This is a genomic window from Brachybacterium endophyticum, assembly GCF_003130585.1.
GTDB classification, from domain to species: domain Bacteria; phylum Actinomycetota; class Actinomycetes; order Actinomycetales; family Dermabacteraceae; genus Brachybacterium; species Brachybacterium endophyticum.
The window spans coordinates 60,783-79,807 of sequence record NZ_QFKX01000001.1 but is presented as its reverse complement, the minus strand read 5'-3'; the positions used below and the strand labels follow the sequence as shown (position 1 = coordinate 79,807).

The window sequence follows — 19,025 nt, the reverse complement described above, 5'->3', positions numbered from 1 at the left end:
GAGCCATGCAGTTCCATCATCACGGCTACGTCAGCCATGATCCTCGCCTCGAGGACGCCCGCGGCGAGGGCATCGACCGCCCGGAGGAGATCCCCGAGGAGCTCGACGTCCTCGTCGTCGGAACCGGCCCGGCGGGCATGCTGCTGGCCGCGCAGCTCTCGCAGTACCCCGAGACGCGCACCCGCATCATCGAGAGGCGCGAGGGCCGCCTGGAGATCGGCCAGGCCGACGGCCTCCAGCCCCGCAGCATCGAGACCTTCCAGGCCTTCGGCTTCGCAGGCCAGCTGCTGCAGGAGGCCTACCGCATCACCGAGCAGTGGTACTGGCGGCCGGACCCGGAGAACCGCGACCACATCCGCCGCGCCGAGAAGTCCCTGGACAGCGCCGGGGTTCCCGGCAGCACGCTCACCGAGTTCCCGCACGTCATCTGCAACCAGGCGCGGGTGTTGGACTACTTCGCCGAGGCCGCCGCGAAGGGGCCGGGCCGCATCACCCCCGACTACGGCTGGGAGCTCGCGGACCTCACGATCGAGAAGGGCGCCGAGCGTCCCGTGGTGGCGCGCCTGCGCCGCACCTCCGGGACCGATGCGGCCGACGCGGCCGACGAGAGCGCGCCCGTCGAGCGGACCGTCCGGGCCCGCTACGCCGTGGGCTGCGACGGCGCGCGCTCGCGTGTGCGCAAGGCGATCGGCGGCCACCTCGAGGGCGACTCCCGCAACCACGCCTGGGGCGTCATGGACGTCCTCGTGGACACCGACTTCCCCGACATCCGCACCAAGTGCGTGATCCAGTCCGGGGAGGGCGGGAACATCCTGTTCATCCCCCGCGAGGGCAACTCCCTGTGCCGGATCTACGTGGACCTCGGCGACATCCCGGCCGACGAGTCCCATGCCGTGCGCGAGACCCCTCTCGAGGAGATCATCGCCCGCGCACAGCGGATCTTCCAGCCCTACCGCCTGGACGTGGTGGACGTGGCCTGGTGGAGCGTCTACGAGGTGGGACAGCGGGTGGCCGACACCTTCGACGACGTCGCCCCCGCCGATCGCGGCACCGAGCACCCCCACGTGTTCATCGCCGGGGACGCCTGCCACACCCATTCGGCCAAGGCCGGCCAGGGCATGAACGTCTCGATGCAGGACACCTTCAACCTGGGCTGGAAGCTCGGGGCGGTGCTGACAGGGCGGGCCGATCCCTCGCTGCTGGACACCTACTCCCTCGAGCGGCAGGTGGTCGCCCGCCGGCTCATCGAGTTCGACCGCGAATGGTCGACGCTGATGGGCGCCCGCACCCTGGATCCCGCCCGTCCGGAGCTCGGCGGGGTCGACCCGGCCGAGGTCAAGGCCCACTACGACCGCTCCGAGATCCAGGCCTCCGGCTTCGGCGTGCACTACCAGCCCTCGATGATCACCTCCGAGGGAGAGCACCAGGACCTCGCCGCGGGCTACCCGATCGGCAAGCGGTTCTGGTCGGCCCCCGTGATCCGGGTGTGCGACGCCGTGCCGATGGAGCTCGGACATCATGCGCGGGCCGACGGCCGCTGGCGCGTGTACGCCTTCGCCGGCCCCGAGGCGCCCGGCCAGGGCGGCGCGATCGAGGAGTGGGCGCGCTGGGTCGCCGAGGACCCCGCTTCCCCGTACGTCAGCTCGCACGTCGAGGGGACGGATGCGGGCAGCGTGCTGGATGTGAAGGTGATCTGGCAGCAGGACCACGACCTCATCGAACCGGGCGACGTGCCGGCCCTGTTCCGACCTCGCTTCGGCCCCTTCGGGGTGCGCGACGAGGAGCTGGTCCACGCGGCCGATCCGCGCGAGGACATCTTCGACCTGCGCGGGATCGACCGTTCCCGGGGCGCGGTCGTCGTGGTGCGGCCGGACATGTACGTCGGAACCGTCCTCCCGCTGGACCAGCCGCAGCTGCTGGCGGACTACTTCTCCGCGTTCCTGCTGCCGGCCGGGGAGGCCCGGGTCACGACGCTCCCCTCGCGCAGGGCCGACGTCATCGGGTCGCCGTCCCCGCGGGCCGCCTCGCTCGCGGTGAACGACGCCCATGACTGAACCGGGCGGGCCGATCGCGCGAGATCGGCCCGCTCGTCAGCGCACCTCCGCGCCCTGCCGCGTCTCCCCCGCCCAGTCGCGGCGGGGCGAGGTCTCGCCGACTCCCGCGTTCATCACGTTGTGCGGGTCGAGCTGCTGGAAGTGCTCGACCATGCTGCGGGGCGCGGGATAGATGCGGCCGTAGTTGTGCTCGGCGGGAACGGCGGCGCCGCGCTCCTCGAGCAGCCGCGTCATCGTCCTCTTCAGGGCGATCGGGTCGACGCCCTTCTTGGCCACGTGGTCCTGGTGCAGCACGTGGCAGAAGAAGTGCCCGAAGTAGACGCTCTCCAGCAGCTGGTCGGCGATCTCCGGCGGGAGCACCTCGAGCCAGTCCTCGTCGTCCCGGCGCAGGGCGACGTCGAAGGTGACCATGGCCGAGGCCTCCTTGCGGTGCATCGCGAAGTAGCGGCCGGCGGCGCTGGCGACCCCGAAGCGGATCAGGGTGGCGCTCTTCGCCTCGTCGGGATCACACTCGAAGAACTCGCCCTCGTGCGAGTCCTCGGCGAAGAACGAGGTCAGCAGCTCCTTCGTCGCCGCACGCTCGGAGCCGCTGACCACCAGCAGCAGGTGATGATCGAAGCGGTCGCGGTAGTCGGTCAGGCGTGCGGGCAGCTTCTCGGGGATCAGGCCGAAGATCTTCTGGGAGATGGTGTCGGCGAACGTCGGTCCGAACAGGCGGAGCTTGGCGAAGATGCCGTTCGCCCAGCTCTTGAGCGCGAACATGCGCACCAGCGTGCGGCTGCCCGCGTGCTTGAGCGAGACGTAGGTGTCCTTGCCGTATTCGGCGGCGAGGTCGAAGGCGTGGGAGCTCATGTACTCCCCGGAGATCGGCAGCTGCCGGTCCGAGGTGAGGAACGCGCGGCGCAGGCCCTCCAGATCCGCAGGGCTGTCGGTGCCGATGTAGAAGGTCGCCTTGTCCTTCTCGAGCGGGAACGTGCGGGTGCGCACGGCGAAGACCATGAGCTTGCCCGCGCTGCCGGAGGCCTCGTGGAGGAACTTGGGGTTCGCGTTGTAGCGGGCGGGGCTGTCGACGATCTCGCGGACGTGATCGGCGTAGTCGGTGCCGGTGGAGTCCGGGGGCGGGGGCGTCACGTCGGCCGGGTCCCAGTCGCCGCGCTGGAGGCGGTCGAGCATGTGCGCGGGGTCGGAGCCGAGGTCGATGCCCAGGTGGTTGACCAACTGGACCCTGCCCTCCTCGTCGACGCGGGCGAAGATCGCCTGCTCGGTGTACGCCGGGCCCTTGCGGATCTGGCTGCCGCCCGAGTTGTTCGCGATACCGCCGACGACCGACGCGCCGATCGAGCTCGATCCGATCACCGAGTGCGGTTCACGGCCGTGCTCGGCGAGCTGCTCCTCGAGCTCGAAGAGCGTGGCACCGGCCAGGCAGACGGCCTCGCGGGCGTCGTTGATGAGGTGGATCTGGTCGATCCGCAGCGTGGAGATGATGACGATCTCGCGGTCGTAGTCCTGGTCGCCGGGGCCGGAGCCCCCGGTCAGGCCCGTGTTCGCACCCTGCGTGATGACGATCAGGTCGTGGTCGACGCACACCTGCAGGGCCCGCCACATGTCCGCGAGCAAGCCGGGCCGCAGCACCGCCAGCACGCTGCCCGAGCCGAAGCGGTCGCCCTGGGCGTACGGGGCGGTGGCCCGCGCGGAGGTGAGGACATGGGAGGAGCCCATGATGTCGGCGAAGGCGTCGAGGGCCTGCGCGGATCCGGCGCTCGAGGATCCCTGATTCCGCCGTGTGCTCATGTCCGGATGCTCCATCGCTGTCGGGGATGATGATCGGCCGCGGGGCCATTGACCAGCGTAACCATCCGACGACGGGCCGCCGGGGACGACGAGGGCCGTTCTCGGACCGCGAGAGACGGGGACCGCCTCATTTCCCCGGGTGCAGGGACCGCGGGGCGCGGGCGTCCCAGGGGTCCTCGAGCAGTTCGCGCAGGTCCTCGCCCTCGAGAGTCTCCAGACGGACCAGCAAGCTCGGGTGGTCGCGGTAGTGGTCGGTGGTGAAGAAGCGGTCGGGCCGGGCGGCGATGAGCGCCTCGCGCTCCCCGACGTCATGGCACCAGGCCACGAGGATCTCCGCGTCGGGGCCGACGAGCCCGTCCACGATCTCGGCGCGGCGCGGGCCGCGGACGGTCGCGAACACCATCCCGGCCACGCGGAAGGCCGGGGAGCCGTAGGAGGTCGACTCCTCGACCTGGGGCAGGGCGATTGCGAGGCGACGGACGTCGTCCAGAGTGCTCATCGTGGTCTCCTCCGGCGGGGCGTGCGGACCGGGTGCTCGGCGGCTCGCACGAGCGGGCGGCTCTGCTCGGTGCGATCTGGCGCGAGCGGTCCTCCCGGTGGTTCTCCCAGCATCGCACGGTCCACATCCTGGGGTGCGCTCGATGCCGCTGAGCTGGATTGATACGTTCGAGGCACCGGCGGGTGGCCGCCGGACCGATGCGAAGGAGCTGTCCCGATGACCGTCATCGTCACTGCCGTGTTCTTCCCGAAGTCCGGCAAGAAGCAGGAGCTGGTGGACGCCATGCAGCGCGGCATCGCTGCCGTCCACGAGGAGAAGGGCTGCGAGCTCTACGCCATCCACGATGCCGAGGACGGCACGATCACGATGATCGAGAAGTGGACGACGGCCGACGACCTCGCCACCCATGGCAGCGGCGAGGCCGTGGGCCAGCTGAACAGCGACATCGCCGAGTTGATCGAGAAGCCCACCCAGGTCACGACGATGACGCCGCTGCCCTCGGGTGCGGAGAAGCAGGGCGCGATCTGACGCGAGGTTCTCGGGCGCGCCCCGGGGCACGGCGCGACATCGACCACGACCGTCCGAGGCACAACTGGGTGGCCGAGAATCTGCGCACCGCTGCGGCTCTCGCAGAGGGTGGCTACAACCTGCGGATCGAGGTCGGCGCCGGCGGTCACAGCCCGAACCACGGGGGTGTGGTACTGCCGGATGCGCTGCGATGGATCCTGCGGGAGGGTGACTAGCGACGCCCCGAGCCCCGTGGCGGGATGTCCCGCAACCAGAGCGGGAACAGCCCCGCGGTCTCGGGATCCGCGGCCTCGAGCCAGATCGGCTCGTAGGTCCCGTGAGCGTCGGCGTCGAGCTCGCTCTCCGGGCCGCCGAGGTGCAGGTCGAGACGGTGCCGGGCACGAGCGAGGTGGATCCACTGATCGTCCTCGACGATCACCTGGGCGCTGAGCATCTCGATGTCGTGGCGGCGCAGCCCGGTCTCCTCCTCGAGCTCGCGCAGTGCGCCGCTCAAGGGATCGTGGTCCTCGTCCTCGAGCCCTCCGCCCGGGAGCACGTAATAGGGCGAGTGGCCGGGTTTGGTGCGTCGGATGGCGATCAGCGCGGCCGCATCGGGTGAGAGCACCAGCATCCGGGCGCTCGTGGGCAGATCACGCGTGGAGATCAGCCTCGAGCGGATCGCCTCCACGTCCCATCGCACACCTCCGCCGTCCTCCGGTGCCGATCGCGTGCGCATGGCTCCGATCCTTGCACGTGGGCGCGCATTCGCCGCGGTGGCCACGACCTGCGCGCGTCGGTGATCGTCGATCGAGGGGGTCTGAGGGCTGTCGTTCTCCGTGCCCCCTCGCACGAATGCCGGCCCTGCCGCGACGACACGTCGCTGCGGCAGGGCCGGCATTCGCGAGTCGGGCGATCATCGCTCTCCCGCCCGGCAAGGACATCCTCAGGCGCTGATGACCTTCGCGGCGGCGCCGGTCTTAGCGCTCTCGTAGGCCGCGAGGATGATGCCGAGCACGGCGATGCCCTCGTCCTCGGTGTTCAGCGGCCGCTTGCCGGTCTCGAGGCAGGTCACGAAGTCGGCGATCTCCGCTGCGAAGGTGTCGACGGGCTCGGCCGCGTAGACCTGCTCCTCGTCCTCCGCGCGCAGCTTCACCCGCAGGGTGGAGCCGTCGGAGCTGAGCGATCCCTTCTCGCCGACCACGGAGAACCGGTCGGTTCCGGGAGCCGCCTGGTAGGCCCAGGAGGTGACGAGCTGGCCGACGCTGCCGTTGTCGAAGCGCACCAGCACCTGCGCGGAGTCCTCGCCCTCCATGAAGGTCAGGCGGTGGCTGGACATCATCGCGAAGACCTCCTTCGGGCGGCCACCGCCGGAGAGGTGCATGAGCAGGTAGGTGGGGTGGTAACCGGTGTCGATGTACTCACCGCCGCCGCTGGTGGCGGTGTGCCCGCGCCAACCCATCGACTCCGGGCTGAAGTCGTTGAAGAACGAGTCGGTCGTGCGCATCTCGTAGACGTCGCCCAGGGCACCGGAATCGATGATCTCCTTGGCCTTGGCCACGGCCGGCATGAACAGCTGGTTGTGCGCGCACATGAGGGTGACGCCGGCGGCCTCGACGGCCGCGCGGACCTCGGCCGCCTCGTCGCCGGTGAGGCACAGCGGCTTCTCGCACAGGATGTGCTTGCCGGCGTTGGCCGCGGCGACGATCGCGGGCTTGTGCAGGTGGTGGGGCAGGCAGATGTCGACGGCGTCGACGTCGGGATCCTGCACCAGTTCGGTGAAGTCCGAGTAGCCCGTGGCGCCGAGCTCCTCGGTGCGCTGGGCGAGGGTCTCGGGGTTCGCGTCGGCGATCGCGGTGACGCGGGCACGGTCGGGGATCGTCGCGTAGCCCGCGAGGTGGGCGTTGGCGATGCCGCCGCCGCCGATGAGGCCGATGCGGACGGGAAGCGAGACGGTCATGGGGTGTGCTCCTTCGTGAGTCTGGGGGTCCTGTGGGAAGTGGCCTGGTGGGGGTGGCCGCGCCGGGGTGTGGTCGTGCGTCAGTTCCGGGCGTCGGCGTTCGCGGCGACCACGAGGGCCGTCAGGGCACGGGCCCGGGCGAGGTTCTCGAGGGTGGGATTCCCGGTGCGGATCGCCTCCACCCACTGCCAGAACGGCGCGTCGATGTCGTCGGGGACGTCGATCTCGGTGGTGCCGTCGCCGGTGGTGAGCAGCATGGTCTCGCCGCCGAAGCCGTACAGCAGGGAGCCCTCGGTGCCGTGCACCTCGATGGTGAACGGGCTCGCCGGGGTCACGAATCCGGTCTCGATGACGCCGATGGCGCCCTCGGCGTTGGTGATCGTGACCGAGGCGTTGTCCTCGACGCCGCGCCCGGTGATGTCGGTGTAGCTGGCGCGGACGCTCGAGGCCTCCTCCCCCAGGATCAGCTGGGTGAGGTAGACCGGGTGGGCGGCGAGGTCGGAGAACGCGCCGCCGATCGCCTCGGCCGGGTCGTAGAAGCGCGCGGGCAGCCAGTCCCGGGTCGAGCCGTCGTGCGCGAGACGCACGCGGGAGTAGGTGATCCGGCCGAGGGTGCCGTCCTGAAGCACCTTCTTCAGAGCGACCGTGTACCCGTGGGACAGGCGCGGCAGGGAGACCGTGAGGGCGACCTGCGCCTCCCCCGCGGCGTCGATCAGGGCGTCGCAGCCCTCGACCGTGGGCGAGAGCAGCTTCTCGGTGAACACGTGCTTGCCGGCCGCGATCACCTTGCCGAGGATCTCGTCGTGGACCGTGGTGGCGGTGGTGTTGGTGACGCCGTCGAGGTCCTCGCGCGCCAGCAGGGCGTCGAGATCAGATTCGAAGGGCACGCCCAGGCGCTCGGCGAGCTCCTGGCCGCGGGCGGCGTCGTCGTCCCAGACGGCGACGAGCTCCGTTCCGGGATGGTCGATCGCGGCGCGCCCGTACTCCTCGGCATGGACGTGCCAGGCGGAGAGCACGGCGATGCGCAGGGGGGTCGCCGCGGTGGAGGGGGAGGTCATGGAGAGGATTCCTTCTCTCGTCTCGTGGGTTCTTTCTTTCCCGTGTCCGGCCGATCGGGCCGGAGTTCTTGTGCGCGGACATCGCCGGAGGTGCACGGTCGGGGACCGGTCGTGGGCCGCGAGGTCACTCTCACCGGCTGTCCGGGATCTTCTGGGGCTTCCCGTAGCTCTCGGGTATCCGGTAGCCGGGGAACAGGTCCATCTTCGGGACGACCATCGCCTGGGTCTCCTCGGCCACCTCTCGTGGGCTCTTGGTGCCGAGTGCCACGGAGGTCTTCGCACGGTCCATCGCATCGGAGACCGCAGACCCCACCGGGAGCGGGGGTCGCGACGTCGAGTTCGGGAGCATCTGCCGGAAGAGCTCCGCATCCGGGTCGTACTTCTGCGCCGTGATCGCCTCGAGGTTCGTCGGAAGACTCCCGAGCTTGGGCACGACGATGGACTGGCCCGCGAAACCGGTGAAGTGCTTCATGAATTCCCAGGTGGTGCGGCTGAGGTTCGATCCCTTGGGCAGGACCAGGGAGAACCCACCCGACCAGGTGTAGGTCGGGTCGCCGTCCTTCGCGACCGGAAGCCACGTCCACTTCAACGGCAGCTTCGGTGCGTACTTCTTGTTCCCCGAGATCTGCCAGGGTCCGCCCGTGGTGATCGCGAGCTTCTCGCTGAACACCGCATTCTGCGTGGGCGGCGCGTTAGGGGGCTGATAGGTCGCGAAGAAGGCATCCACCTTCGAGTACGAGAACTCCTCGGCCCAGTCGGCGTAGAGGTTGTAGACGGACTGCCATTGCGGGGAGTCCAGGACGACACGGGTCGCGTCGTTGTCGTAGACCTCCGCGCCGAGGCCGAAGGCCCATGTGTACGGCATCCCCTGGTCAGCCCAGGGTGCGAAACCCAGGCGGTCGTAGTTTCCACGGGAGTCCTGGTGGACGACCGTGCGGGCGACCTCGCGCAGTTCGTCCCAGGTGATGACGTGCTGCCCGGGGTCGAACAGGTCGAGGTCGACGCCGGCGTCCTTGAGGACGTTCTCGTTGTAGAGCAGTCCGCGGGCGTCCGTCGAGGTCGGCAGCCCGTAGAGCTGTCCGTCGTAGGTGAGCTCATCGAGGGAGAACTGGAGCCACTGCTGGGTGAACTCCTCGCGCGAGACACCTTCGAACTCCTCGATCAACGGATCGACGGGCTCCAACAGGCCGATCGAGGCGTTCTGCACAGCGTTGAAGCGGTCCATCCACCACACATCCGGAGCCGTCCCGCCGCGCACGGCCGTGATGATCTGGCTCATGTCGGCCGAACCGCTCGAGGGCACCTGGTCGATGGACACCTGCGCGTCGCGGCCCGCCGCCGTTTGGAGGAAGGCATCGCGAGCGGCTTCGTCCTTGTCCGTGTCGGCGGCGCCCATTCCCCAGTAGCGGACGGCGTGCGGGCCGGAAGGGCCGGCGCCGGCACAACCCGCCGCACCGAGACCTCCGACTGCGGCGAAGGCGGCGCCCTGCAGGAGCTGACGTCTCTGGAGCATGAGGCCTCCTCTCTGATGCACTCTCGTCGGAGCAGGGGCTGTCGCCGCTGTTCCGGCCGATCGTCCCCGCTCGCCGGCCGGAACGGATCGGACGGGGCACTCGTCGAAGGCGACTCCGGCGGATGCCCCGCTCCGGTTACTTGCTGTCGATCGGACTGGGCTTCCCGTAGGTGTCCGGCATCTTGTAGCCGGGGAAGAGCTCCATCTTCGGAGCGATGAGCTGCTGGTTGGACTCCACGGCCTGCTTCGCCGTCGAGGACCCCAGCGCGACCGAGCTCTTAGTACGGGTCAGGGTGTCCCACATGGCCGAACCGACGGGCAGCGGGGGCCGCGAGGTGGAGTTCGGCAGCATCTTGCGGAAGATCTCCGCCTTGGGGTTGTACTTCTTCTCCTGGATCGCCTTGATGTTCGTCGGCAGATTGCCGAACTGCGGCACCACGATGCTCTGACCCCCGTAGCCGGCGTAGAACTTCATGAACTCCCAGAGGGTCTTGGTGATGTTCGCGCCCTTGGGGATCACGAGGCACTGCCCACCGGACCACGTGTAGGTGGGGTCCCCCTCCTTCGCGACCGGCAGATACGTGTACTTCAGCGGCAGCTTGGGCGCGTATTTCTCGTTCGCGCTGATCTGCCAGGGGCCGGTGGTGTCCACGCCCAGTCGGCCGCTGAACATCGCCGTCTGGGAAGGCGGGGCGTTCGGGGGCTGGTAGGTCGCGAAGAAGGCATCCACCGAGGCGTACGGATACATCTCCGCCCAGTCCGCATAGAGCTTGTAGACGGACTCCCACTCCGGGGAATCGAGCGTGACCGTGGACGTCTTGTTGTCGTATGCCTGCGCATCGAGCCCGAAGCCCCAGGTGTAGGGCCAGCCCTCCGAGAGCCACGGCGCGAAGCCGAAGCGCTCGTAGTTGCCCTTCTTGTCGATCTTGACGATCTTCTCGCACGCCTCACCCAGTTCGTCCCAGGTGATGACGTGCTTCGTCCAGTCGAACAAGCCGAGGTCCACTCCCGCGTCCTTGAGGACGTCCTCGTTGTACAGCAGCCCTCGGGCATCGGTGGTGGAAGGCAGTCCGTACAGGGTCCCGTCGTAGGTGAGCTCGTCGATGGCGAACTGGATCCACTGGGACTTGAACTCCTCCGGAGAGACGTCCTCGTACTTCTCGATCAGTGGATCGATGGGTTCGAGCAGTCCGATCGAGGCATTCTGGACGCCGTTGAAGCGGTCCATCCACCAGACGTCCGGAGCCGTCCCACCGCGGACAGCGGTGATGATCTGACTCATGTCGGCGACGCCGCTCGAGGGCACCTGGTCGACGTAGATCTCCGCGTTCTTGCCCGCGTCGGTCTTCTTGAAGGCGTCGATGACCTGGTTGTCCTTGTCGACGTCGGCCGCACCCAGCCCCCAGTAGCTGACCACGTTGGGCCCGGCGGCCGGGGACGACGCACAGGCTCCGAGACCGACGGCCGCACCGGCCGCGCCGGCGCCGGCCAGGAATGATCGTCGAGAGATCACTTGAAGCCTCCGATCGTGATGCCGCGGATGAAGTACCGCTGGAAGATGAAGAAGAGCAGCAGCAGCGGCAGGATCACCAGGAACGAGGCAGCCATCAGCTGGTTGAAGGTGACGTCCTGCGCATTCACGGAGCGGAAGGTCTGCAGACCGATCGAGAGCGTCTGCACCTTCTGGTCCTGCAGGTAGATCAGCGGTCCCATGAAGTCGTTCCAGGAGCCCACGGCCGAGAAGATCGCCACCGTGGTGAGCGCCGGCATCGCGGTCGGGAACGCGATGCGCCACAGGATCGTCCACTCGCTCGCGCCGTCCACGCGAGCCGCGTCGAGCATCGGCTGCGGAATCTGCTTGAGGAACTGCCGCAGCAGGAAGACGAAGAAGGCGCTGCCGAACATCGCGGGCAGGATCAGCGGGAACAGGGTGTTCACGAGACCGAGTCGCGCCCACATGTCGAACATCGGGATGAGGGTGACCGGGAACGGAAGGAACAGCGTCGCGATCACGACGTAGAAGATCTTGTCCCTGCCGGGCCAGTCGATGCAGGCGAATCCGTACGCGATGATGAAGTTCGAGATCACCGACAGGATCACGACGGAGATCGTGATGATCGCGGAGTTCGCGAAGAACTGCAGGAACGGCATGGCCGTGATGGCCTTGACGAAGTTGCCGAACTCGATGTTGTTCGGGAACAGCGTGGGCGGGAACTTGGCGAGCTCCTCGTTGGACTTCAGCGCGGAGACGATCATCCAGTAGAGCGGCATCAGGAACAGGATGCTGAGGATGATCATCACGATGCGTGCGATCAGCGTGGAGTGCCACGAGCGCTTGGTGCCGTCGGCACGGCGGTTGTACTGCTCGGCGTTGGCCTTCTTGCGCTGCGGGGCGATGTTCTCCGCAGGAGTCTGGATCATGCTGCTCATCAGCCGGCCTCCACGTCGTAGTTCACGAACCGGCGCGAGAGCCAGTAGACGAGCAGGGCCAGTGCGAGGCCCACCAGGAACAGGATCACCGCGAGCGCCGAGGCGTAGCCGAGCTCGGCGAAGCCGAAGGCGTTCTTGTAGAGGTACATCATGTAGAACAGCGCACCGGCGTCGGGGTCTCCGGTGCCGTTCGTGACGATGAAGGCCTCCGTGAAGACCTGGAGCGAACCCGAGATCCCCGTGATCAGGTTGAACAGGAGCACCGGGGAGAGCAGCGGGAACGTGATCGCGAAGAACTGGCGCAACGGGCTGGCGCCGTCGACACGAGCTGCTTCGTAGATGGTCTTCGGGATGTTCCGCAGACCGGCGAGGAAGATCAGTGCGGCGTTGCCCGCACCCAGCTGCGCCATCAGGATGATCGCGATCTTGACGCCCGTCGGATCGCCCAGCAGGTTCACGTTCGCGCCACCGAACAGATTCAGCACCTGGTTGAACACGCCGAACTGCGGGTTCAGGAACACGATGAAGATGAACGACATCGCGAAGGCAGGGATCAATGAGGGGGCGTAGAAGATCGTCCGGTACCAGGCGACCTCTCGAACGTTCTGGTTCATGGCGATCGCGAGGGCCAGGGCGATGAGAAGCCCCAGCGGCACGGCGATGATCGCGTAGAAGATCGTGTTGGAGGCAGCCTTGCCGACCATCGGATCCGTGAACGCCGTGACGTAGTTCTGGATGCCCACCCAGGTGGGGGCCTCCATACCCGAGTAGCGGGTGAAGCTCAGGGCGATCGAGTACACGACCGGGTAGATGATGAAGATCAGTACCCCGATGATCCACGGGGAGATGAACAGCAGGCCGGTGCGCAGCTTGCGACGCTGACCGACGTTCAGCCCGCGCGAGCGGCGCGGGGGCGGTGGTGGCGCGGACTGGCCCCCGGCGTTGATGGTGCGCGGGGGGCCGGCCGTCGGGCCGACGGTGTCGGTGACACTCATCGTGGTTCCTTCCTCGATCTCGGCGGGCCGTCATCGGCGCGCCGGTCACTGCTCACGTGGAAGTCGGAGCGGAAACGATGGGGTGGGAGAGCGGAACTGCGGTCGCGGGCCCGACGGCGATGTCGAGAGGCCTGCGGGTGCCCGCCCCGGTCCTGAAGCATGCGTGGTCCGGAACGAGGATCGGCATGGGCGCCGAGGCGATGCGGGTGCTTCCGCATCCGTCGGTGACGTACATTACTCACACTGTTGGACTAAAGGCAACGGGGCTCGCCCCGCGGTGGAGGGAGAGCCCGTGCGCGGATCGTCCATGCCGGATATCGGCGCCAAGAACGAGCTCGTGGTGCTCGATGCGATCCGCAACGCGCCCGAGGGCAGCTCGCAGTCCGAGGTCGTCCGTCGCAGCGGTCTCTCGCGCCAGGCGGTCAGCCTGATCACCCGGCGCCTCATGGAGCGGGGACTGGTCGAGACGGACGGCACCCGAGGGGAGGGCCGCGGCAAGCCGCGGACCGTCCTGCGGGTCTCACCCTCGTCCCTCCTGGCAGCGGGCGTGCACCTCGACCCGGCAGGGATCTCCCTGGTCATGGTCGACCTGGGTGCGAACGTCGTCGCCGAGAGGGCGATCGGCCCGCCCGGCACCGACCCCGATGCCGGCGTTCACCGCATCGCCGAGGGGCTCGAGGAACTGCTCGCCTCCCTGCACGGCGAGGGCTGGCACTCCCCCAGCGGGCAGAGGGCGAGCGACGTGCTGCTCGGGATCGGGGTGGCGGCCCCTGGCGGCCTGGACTCGCGGCGCGGCGTGCTGGTGGATCCGCCGTGGATGCCGGGCTGGTGGAACAGCTCGCTGGCGGAGATGCTCTCGCACGCCACGGGTCGTCCGGCGGTGCTCGACAAGGACACCAATGCCGCCCTCGCTGCGGAGATCTGGGCGGGCGATCGCCTCAGCGAGCAGACCGTGCTCTACATCTACGTCAGCGCCGGCATCGGCTCGGCGGTCGCGAGCCGTGGCCGCGTCCAGCGCGGATCGACCACGCAGGCAGGCGAGATCGGGCACCTGCCCACCGGGTTGGACGGGCCCCTGTGCGGCTGCGGCCGCCGTGCCTGCCTGTCCGTCTTCACCGACGTCCGGGCGATGCTGAGCCGTTTCGATGCGGCCGGGACCGGCACCGGCCCGGGCACGACGGACCCTTCCGAGGTCGCGGACGACGGCGAGCGCCTGGATGCCCTTCTGGCAGCGGCGACCGCGGGCGACCCCCTGGGCTCACAGATCGCGCGCGAGCACGGCACCGCTCTCGGGGAGGCCCTGCGCACCCTGATCGGCATCCACGATCCGCATCGGGTGATCATCGGCGGCCCCTACTGGCGCGCCCTCGAACCCCTGTCGATGCCTCACGTGCTCGAGCGGGCCATGCAGGGCAACGGCGGGCGGCGCGGCGTCACCATCAGCTCCTCGGCCTTCGGCGACGACGTCGGCGCGATCGGCGCGGCGACCCTGTACCTGGGCCGGGAGCTCTCCCCCACCGTGCGGTGAGCTGACGCCGGGAGTACCGCGAGAACAGTTCTACCCGTGCGGGACCGTCTCAGTGATCGAGAGGGGCCGTGGCAGGTGCGGCCTCGTAGTCGACGACCAGGCCGTAGTGATCGCTGACCGTGGAGGGGCCGGTGTCGAAGGCACGACGACACGAGCGCGCGAGAAGTGTCGGGCCAGCCGCGCCGCAACGCACGAGCACATGGTCGATGGCACGGAACGGCCAGTCGGGATCCGCCTGGAACGGGTTCTGGGGCAGATAGGTCTCGGCCGGACGGAGCCCGTGCACGGCTTCCACAGCAGACCGGTAACAGACGGACAGCTCCCCCACCACATGCCGACCTGTCCAGAAACGGAGACTGTCGGACCACGGGTCGGCATCCATGTCCCCGGCGACGATGACGTGACCCGGCTTCTCCTCGACCAACCGCTCGAGCGCCTCTGCGACGACGGCTCCCTGGAGGACGCGCTCGCGCTCATGATCGAGCTGGTAGTCCGGGAAATGGTTCGCCACCCAGAGGCGGCCGAGCGGCTGCGGCGCCAGGATCTCCGTGACCAGCGCGGCACAGGCGAAGTCGCCGGTCCGATCGGTCACGTGCAGGTCGAGCTCGATCACCTCGCCGAAGGGCCAGCGGGAAGCGGTGCTGATCCCCTGCCCCGGGGGGACCCCGCGCCCGCCGCTCTCGCGATCGGTCTGCTGCGCGACGTGGTACCCGGCGGGCAAGATCTGCTCGACCTGGTCGAGGTCGTCCGTCAGCACGGTCTCCTGCAGCGTCAGGACGTCCGCATCGATCCTGGCGAGCTCGCGCCTCATGGACGCCCGTCGGGAGTCCCAGTCGCCCCGCGGGCCCCAGGTGTTGAGCGTCGCGACTCTCATGGCACGAGTGTTCCATGACGCCCTCAGACCCGGGGCCACGCTGGGTTCAGCTCGCCGTGGCGAGCCCTGTCGTCCCGTGCGGGTCGATGACGAACTTCTTGGCGGCGCCCGCGTCGAACTGGGCGTAGCCGTCGGGGGCGTCGTCCAGGGAGATGACGGTGGCGTGGACGGCGTCGGCGATGTGCACCTTGTCGTGGAGGATCGCCTCCATCAGTCGCCGGTGGTACCGCATGACGGGGCACTGGCCGGTGGTGAAGGAGAGCGACTTCGCCCAGCCCAGGCCGAGGCGCAGGGAGAGCGACCCCTCCTTCGCGGCCTCGTCCACGCCGCCCGGATCGCCGGTGACGTAGAGCCCGGGGATGCCGAGCGCACCGCCCGCCTTGGTGACGTCCATCAGCGAGTTCAACACGGTCGCGGGCGCCTCCTGCGCGTCGTGACCGTGACCCTTGGCCTCGAAGCCCACGGCGTCGACACCGCAGTCGACCTCCTCGCGGCCCAGGATCTTCGCGATCGCCTCGCGCGGGTCCTGTTCGGAGACGTCGATGGTCTCGCAGCCGAAGGCGCGGGCGCCCTCCAGGCGCTCCTTCTGCATGTCGGCCACGATCACCACCGCCGCTCCCAGCAGCTGCGCGCCGACGGCGGCCGCGAGCCCCACGGGCCCCGCTCCCGCGATGTAGACGGAGCTGCCGGGGCCCACCCCGGCGCTGACGGCGCCGTGGTACCCGGTGGGGAGGATGTCCGAGAGCATCGTGAGGTCGAGGATCTTCTCCAGCGCCTGGTCCTTGTCGGGGAACTTCAGCAGGTTCCAGTCGGCGTAGGGCACCAGGACGTATTCGGCCTGCCCGCCGACCCAGCCGCCCATGTCCACGTACCCGTAGGCGCTGCCGGGGCGGTCGGGGTTCACGTTCAGACAGATCTCGGTGCGACCGGTCTTGCAGTTCACGCACCGCCCGCAAGCGATGTTGAACGGCACCGAGACCAGGTCACCGGTCTTGATGAACTCGACGCCCGGCCCCACGTCGACCACTTCGCCGGTGATCTCGTGGCCCAGCACGAGCCCTTCGGGGGCCGTGGTGCGGCCGCGGACCATGTGCTGGTCCGAGCCGCAGATGTTGGTGGTGACGACCTTGAGGATCGCCCCGTGCGGGAGCTTCCGGCCGACGTTCGCCGGGTTCACCCCGGGCCCGTCCTTGAGCTCGTAGGTGGGGTAGTCGATGTCGATGACCTCGACCTTCCCCGCTCCCTTGTACGCGACTGCTCGATTGTTCGCCATGGGATGGCCTCCTCGCCTTCCGCGTCGACGCGTACGACCTCGTTGTCCCGCGTCCTGCCGATATCGTCGGCCCGCGAGAGGGCGGGGTCAAGGGGTGCCCGGGTCGGCGGCGGGCGTCTGCCGCGGATGCCCGCGGCGCCCGCTCACTCCCCCACCACCTCGCCGTCCTCGACGGCTGCCGCTCCGCGCCCCCGCGTGGCCGCGAGGTGCCAGGACCACAGCAGCGTGCCGGCGGCCGCGAAAGCCAGCGCGCTCGCACCGAGCGTGGTCAGGCTCCCGGTCACCAGGGGCGCCACCACCCCGGCGAGCAGGGCGTTCAGCACGAGGGAGAAGAAGGTGCCCAGCGAGGCGGCCGAGCCGCGCGCCCGGGGGAACAGGTCCATGATCTCCAGCTGCAGGGGCGCGAAGACCAGGGAGACGGTGAAGCCGATCAGCAGCGGGCCCACGAGGGCAGGGATCAGCGAGGGCCCGATGGTGCCGTCGGGCGCGGGGGCGAGGGCGACCAGCAGCAGGTTCACGGCGGTCGCGCCGACGGTCGCGACGTAGCCGATGGTGATCATGCGGGCACGGGGCATCCGATCGGCGAGCCGGCCGACGGTCTGGGCACCGGTGAACATGCCGATGATCAGCGGGACGAACAGCACCCAGAAGTCCTGCTCCCCGAGCCCCAGCAGACGCACCACGATGATCTGCGCCGAGGCGATGAACAGGGACTGCGCGGCGAACCCGAAGGCGGTGGCGACCGCCAGGCGGATCATCAGCGGGGAGGCGCCCACGTGGGCGAGCGATCCCAGCAGCGCACGCACCCGCAGCGGGGTGCGCCGCTCGGGCGGGAGGGTCTCGGGCAGCAGGAGGGTCACCACGAGCGCGAGCACCCCGTAGAGCCCGACGCCGGCGAACACCCAGCGCCAGTCCCCGAGCAGCAGAAGCCATCCGCCGAGCACGGGGGCGAGCGCCGGGGCGATCGAGAAGATCGCCATGACCTGCGCCATCAGCCGCTGTGCCTGGGCTCCGCTGAAGAGGTCGCGCACCATCACGCGGGAGATGATGGTGGCCGCGCCGGCGCTCGCGCCCTGCAGGACGCGCAGCAGCACGAGGACGCCGAAGGAGGGGGTCACGACGCACGCGAACATGGCGATCACGTAGATCGTGAGGCCGACGAGCATCACCCGCCGCCGACCCAGGGCGTCCGAGAGCGGACCGTGGAAGATCGACATGATCGCGAAGGCCGCGAGGTAGGCCGAGACGAGCTGCTGGAGGGCCCCTTCGGACTGGCCGAACTCCGCGCCGATCCGGGTGAAGGCGGGGAAGACCGAGTCGATGGTGAACGGCCCGATCATCGTCAGCGCGGCGATCGAGAGCGTGACGAAGGCACGGCTGCGGGCGGCGCGCGGCTCGCCCGAGTCGTCGGGTGGGGTCGAGGAGGAGTCTGACGGGTTTCGGGCACCATCGGCCGTACTCACGCGGCCACCCTAGACCCGGTCCCCGGATCCTGGACCTGGCGTCTCAGGGGCTCTCGCGCCCCGGGGGTCTCGTCTCAGGTGGCCGCAGGGGCGAGGAGCGCGTCCACGCTCGCGCCGCTCCGTGCGACGCTCGCCGCCTGGTCCGCCTCCGTCTCGCAGCACGGCACGTCGGAGCACGGCACGATCTCCCCCAGCAGCTCGAGGAGCAGCGCCGAGGGGACGTCGGCCGCGGGGGCGAGCGGGCTGATGGCGCTCACGGACCAGCTGGGCGAGGCCGCTCCCGGCAGGGCCCGGGTGACGAGCGAGGCCGCCTGCGGCTTCGCCGCCACGTGCTCGGGGACGATCGCGATGCCCAGGCCGCGCGTGACCAGGTCCAGCAGGGTGTGGACGTCGTTGACGCTGCAGCGCACGCGGCGGTGGACGCCGTGGGTGCCCAGCAGGTCGTCGTTCATCGTGCGCACGCCCCAGGTCTCGCTGAAGTCCACGAAGTCCGCGCCGTCGAGCATCTCCCAGCGCAGTGTGGAGCGGCGGGCGAGCTCGTGCTCCGGCGGGGCGATCAGCACCAGCGGCTCCCCGCCCAGGAAGGTGTGGCGCAGTGCCCCGAGATGCCGGTCGGTGGCCACGAAGGCGACGTCGAGCTCGCCCTCGCGGACGGCGCTGACCAGCTCGTGGGAGCCGCACTGGGCGAACTCGGTCGCGACCCCGGGGTGGCGCTGGTGGAAGGTCGAGAGCAGGGCGGAGACGTCCACGAGCCCGAGGCACTGCTCGGCGCCCACGCGCAGCGATCCACCGATCCCGGGACCCACGCGCAGCACGGCCTCGCGGGCGCGGGCCGCCTCCTCGAGCATGGTGCGCGCGTGCGGCAGCAGGGCGAAGCCGGCCGCGGTGGGCTCGACCCGACGGGTGGTGCGGTCGAACAGGGTGCTGCCGAGCTCACGTTCGAGGCTGCGGATGGCGCTGCTGAGCCCGGACTGCGAGATCCCGGCCAGCTCGGCGGCGCGCGTGAAGTGCCGCTCGTCGGCGAGCGCGACCACGTATTCCATCTGCCGAAGATCCATTGAACTGCTCCTGTCATGAATGGCA

Annotated in this window: 17 protein-coding genes; 4 read left to right on the top strand and 13 right to left on the bottom strand. The window is 69.4% G+C overall.

Annotation, left to right across the window (positions count from 1 at the left end; genetic code table 11):
* Window positions 1-5 precede the first annotated feature (5 nt).
* On the top strand, window positions 6-2,054 hold the full coding sequence (locus tag DEO23_RS00375; RefSeq protein ID WP_109274041.1) for an FAD-dependent monooxygenase: 2,049 nt from the start codon (window positions 6-8) through the stop codon (window positions 2,052-2,054).
* A 36-nt stretch (window positions 2,055-2,090) separates the two neighbouring features.
* On the opposite strand, the gene dld is transcribed toward DEO23_RS00375, so the two are convergent.
* Together dld and DEO23_RS00365 are read right to left on the bottom strand one after the other, a co-directional pair.
* On the bottom strand, window positions 2,091-3,845 hold the full coding sequence (gene dld / locus DEO23_RS00370; protein WP_109274040.1) for a D-lactate dehydrogenase: 1,755 nt from the start codon (window positions 3,843-3,845) through the stop codon (window positions 2,091-2,093).
* Window positions 3,846-3,972: 127 nt separating this feature from the next.
* A complete protein-coding gene (locus DEO23_RS00365) occupies window positions 3,973-4,344 on the bottom strand; it encodes an MmcQ/YjbR family DNA-binding protein (RefSeq protein WP_109274039.1) in 372 nt (123 codons plus the stop codon).
* Window positions 4,345-4,560: 216 nt separating this feature from the next.
* Between DEO23_RS00365 and DEO23_RS00360 the strand changes: the two genes are divergently transcribed.
* The gene (locus DEO23_RS00360; protein ID WP_109274038.1) at window positions 4,561-4,872 is read left to right on the top strand and encodes a putative quinol monooxygenase; all 312 of its coding nucleotides are present in this window, start codon (window positions 4,561-4,563) and stop codon (window positions 4,870-4,872) included.
* Between the two features lie 68 nt (window positions 4,873-4,940).
* On the top strand, window positions 4,941-5,087 hold the full coding sequence (locus DEO23_RS00355; protein WP_205678781.1) for a hypothetical protein: 147 nt from the start codon (window positions 4,941-4,943) through the stop codon (window positions 5,085-5,087).
* On the opposite strand, the gene DEO23_RS00350 is transcribed toward DEO23_RS00355, so the two are convergent.
* The 7 genes from DEO23_RS00350 to DEO23_RS00320 form a co-directional block, all read right to left on the bottom strand.
* Window positions 5,084-5,587: an NUDIX domain-containing protein gene (locus DEO23_RS00350; RefSeq protein ID WP_165831675.1), complete on the bottom strand. Its 504-nt coding sequence runs from the start codon at window positions 5,585-5,587 to the stop codon at window positions 5,084-5,086. The two genes, DEO23_RS00355 and DEO23_RS00350, sit on opposite strands and share 4 nt — an antisense overlap.
* A 207-nt stretch (window positions 5,588-5,794) precedes the next feature.
* Window positions 5,795-6,808: a Gfo/Idh/MocA family protein gene (locus DEO23_RS00345; protein WP_109274036.1), complete on the bottom strand. Its 1,014-nt coding sequence runs from the start codon at window positions 6,806-6,808 to the stop codon at window positions 5,795-5,797.
* A gap of 80 nt (window positions 6,809-6,888) precedes the next feature.
* Window positions 6,889-7,866: a Gfo/Idh/MocA family protein gene (locus DEO23_RS00340; protein WP_109274035.1), complete on the bottom strand. Its 978-nt coding sequence runs from the start codon at window positions 7,864-7,866 to the stop codon at window positions 6,889-6,891.
* A 130-nt stretch (window positions 7,867-7,996) separates the two neighbouring features.
* Window positions 7,997-9,379 (bottom strand): extracellular solute-binding protein, encoded by a 1,383-nt coding sequence (locus DEO23_RS00335; protein WP_109274034.1) that lies wholly within the window; start codon window positions 9,377-9,379, stop codon window positions 7,997-7,999.
* Window positions 9,380-9,515: 136 nt separating this feature from the next.
* Window positions 9,516-10,892 (bottom strand): twin-arginine translocation signal domain-containing protein, encoded by a 1,377-nt coding sequence (locus DEO23_RS00330; RefSeq protein WP_109274759.1) that lies wholly within the window; start codon window positions 10,890-10,892, stop codon window positions 9,516-9,518.
* Window positions 10,889-11,809, bottom strand: a complete 921-nt coding sequence (locus DEO23_RS00325) for a carbohydrate ABC transporter permease (protein ID WP_109274033.1) — start codon at window positions 11,807-11,809, stop codon at window positions 10,889-10,891. The genes DEO23_RS00330 and DEO23_RS00325 overlap by 4 nt, the downstream gene beginning before the upstream one ends.
* The gene (locus DEO23_RS00320) at window positions 11,809-12,804 is read right to left on the bottom strand and encodes a carbohydrate ABC transporter permease (RefSeq protein ID WP_109274032.1); all 996 of its coding nucleotides are present in this window, start codon (window positions 12,802-12,804) and stop codon (window positions 11,809-11,811) included. Before DEO23_RS00320 ends, DEO23_RS00325 begins: the two co-directional genes overlap by 1 nt.
* Window positions 12,805-13,111: 307 nt before the next feature.
* Here DEO23_RS00320 and DEO23_RS00315 point away from each other — a divergent pair, with 307 nt between their 5' ends.
* Entirely contained in the window at window positions 13,112-14,332 is a 1,221-nt protein-coding gene (locus DEO23_RS00315) for an ROK family transcriptional regulator (protein ID WP_240613138.1), read from the top strand.
* Between the two features lie 49 nt (window positions 14,333-14,381).
* Here DEO23_RS00315 and DEO23_RS00310 read toward each other — a convergent pair whose 3' ends face one another.
* From DEO23_RS00310 to DEO23_RS00295, 4 genes are all read right to left on the bottom strand, one after another.
* Window positions 14,382-15,206 carry an endonuclease/exonuclease/phosphatase family protein gene (locus DEO23_RS00310; protein ID WP_109274030.1) on the bottom strand — a complete coding sequence of 275 codons (825 nt, stop codon included), beginning with the start codon at window positions 15,204-15,206 and terminating at the stop codon, window positions 14,382-14,384.
* A 46-nt stretch (window positions 15,207-15,252) separates the two neighbouring features.
* Window positions 15,253-16,479 carry a formaldehyde dehydrogenase, glutathione-independent gene (gene fdhA, locus DEO23_RS00305; RefSeq protein WP_109274029.1) on the bottom strand — a complete coding sequence of 409 codons (1,227 nt, stop codon included), beginning with the start codon at window positions 16,477-16,479 and terminating at the stop codon, window positions 15,253-15,255.
* A gap of 143 nt (window positions 16,480-16,622) precedes the next feature.
* Window positions 16,623-17,942, bottom strand: a complete 1,320-nt coding sequence (locus DEO23_RS00300) for an MFS transporter (protein WP_240613137.1) — start codon at window positions 17,940-17,942, stop codon at window positions 16,623-16,625.
* Between the two features lie 74 nt (window positions 17,943-18,016).
* Entirely contained in the window at window positions 18,017-19,000 is a 984-nt protein-coding gene (locus DEO23_RS00295) for a LysR family transcriptional regulator (protein ID WP_109274028.1), read from the bottom strand.
* Between the last annotated feature and the right edge of the window lie 25 nt (window positions 19,001-19,025).

What these genes read in the sequence shown, in the direction of transcription:
- DEO23_RS00375 (WP_109274041.1), top strand. Translation starts at nt 6, where the DNA reads ATGCAGTTCCATCATCACGGCTACGTCAGCCATGATCCTCGCCTCGAG.
- dld (WP_109274040.1), bottom strand. Translation starts at nt 3,845, where the DNA reads ATGAGCACACGGCGGAATCAGGGATCCTCGAGCGCCGGATCCGCGCAG.
- DEO23_RS00365 (WP_109274039.1), bottom strand. Translation starts at nt 4,344, where the DNA reads ATGAGCACTCTGGACGACGTCCGTCGCCTCGCAATCGCCCTGCCCCAG.
- DEO23_RS00360 (WP_109274038.1), top strand. Translation starts at nt 4,561, where the DNA reads ATGACCGTCATCGTCACTGCCGTGTTCTTCCCGAAGTCCGGCAAGAAG.
- DEO23_RS00350 (WP_165831675.1), bottom strand. Translation starts at nt 5,587, where the DNA reads ATGCGCACGCGATCGGCACCGGAGGACGGCGGAGGTGTGCGATGGGAC.
- DEO23_RS00345 (WP_109274036.1), bottom strand. Translation starts at nt 6,808, where the DNA reads ATGACCGTCTCGCTTCCCGTCCGCATCGGCCTCATCGGCGGCGGCGGC.
- DEO23_RS00340 (WP_109274035.1), bottom strand. Translation starts at nt 7,866, where the DNA reads ATGACCTCCCCCTCCACCGCGGCGACCCCCCTGCGCATCGCCGTGCTC.
- DEO23_RS00335 (WP_109274034.1), bottom strand. Translation starts at nt 9,379, where the DNA reads ATGCTCCAGAGACGTCAGCTCCTGCAGGGCGCCGCCTTCGCCGCAGTC.
- DEO23_RS00325 (WP_109274033.1), bottom strand. Translation starts at nt 11,809, where the DNA reads ATGAGCAGCATGATCCAGACTCCTGCGGAGAACATCGCCCCGCAGCGC.
- DEO23_RS00320 (WP_109274032.1), bottom strand. Translation starts at nt 12,804, where the DNA reads ATGAGTGTCACCGACACCGTCGGCCCGACGGCCGGCCCCCCGCGCACC.
- DEO23_RS00315 (WP_240613138.1), top strand. Translation starts at nt 13,112, where the DNA reads ATGCCGGATATCGGCGCCAAGAACGAGCTCGTGGTGCTCGATGCGATC.
- DEO23_RS00310 (WP_109274030.1), bottom strand. Translation starts at nt 15,206, where the DNA reads ATGAGAGTCGCGACGCTCAACACCTGGGGCCCGCGGGGCGACTGGGAC.
- fdhA (WP_109274029.1), bottom strand. Translation starts at nt 16,479, where the DNA reads ATGGCGAACAATCGAGCAGTCGCGTACAAGGGAGCGGGGAAGGTCGAG.
- DEO23_RS00295 (WP_109274028.1), bottom strand. Translation starts at nt 19,000, where the DNA reads ATGGATCTTCGGCAGATGGAATACGTGGTCGCGCTCGCCGACGAGCGG.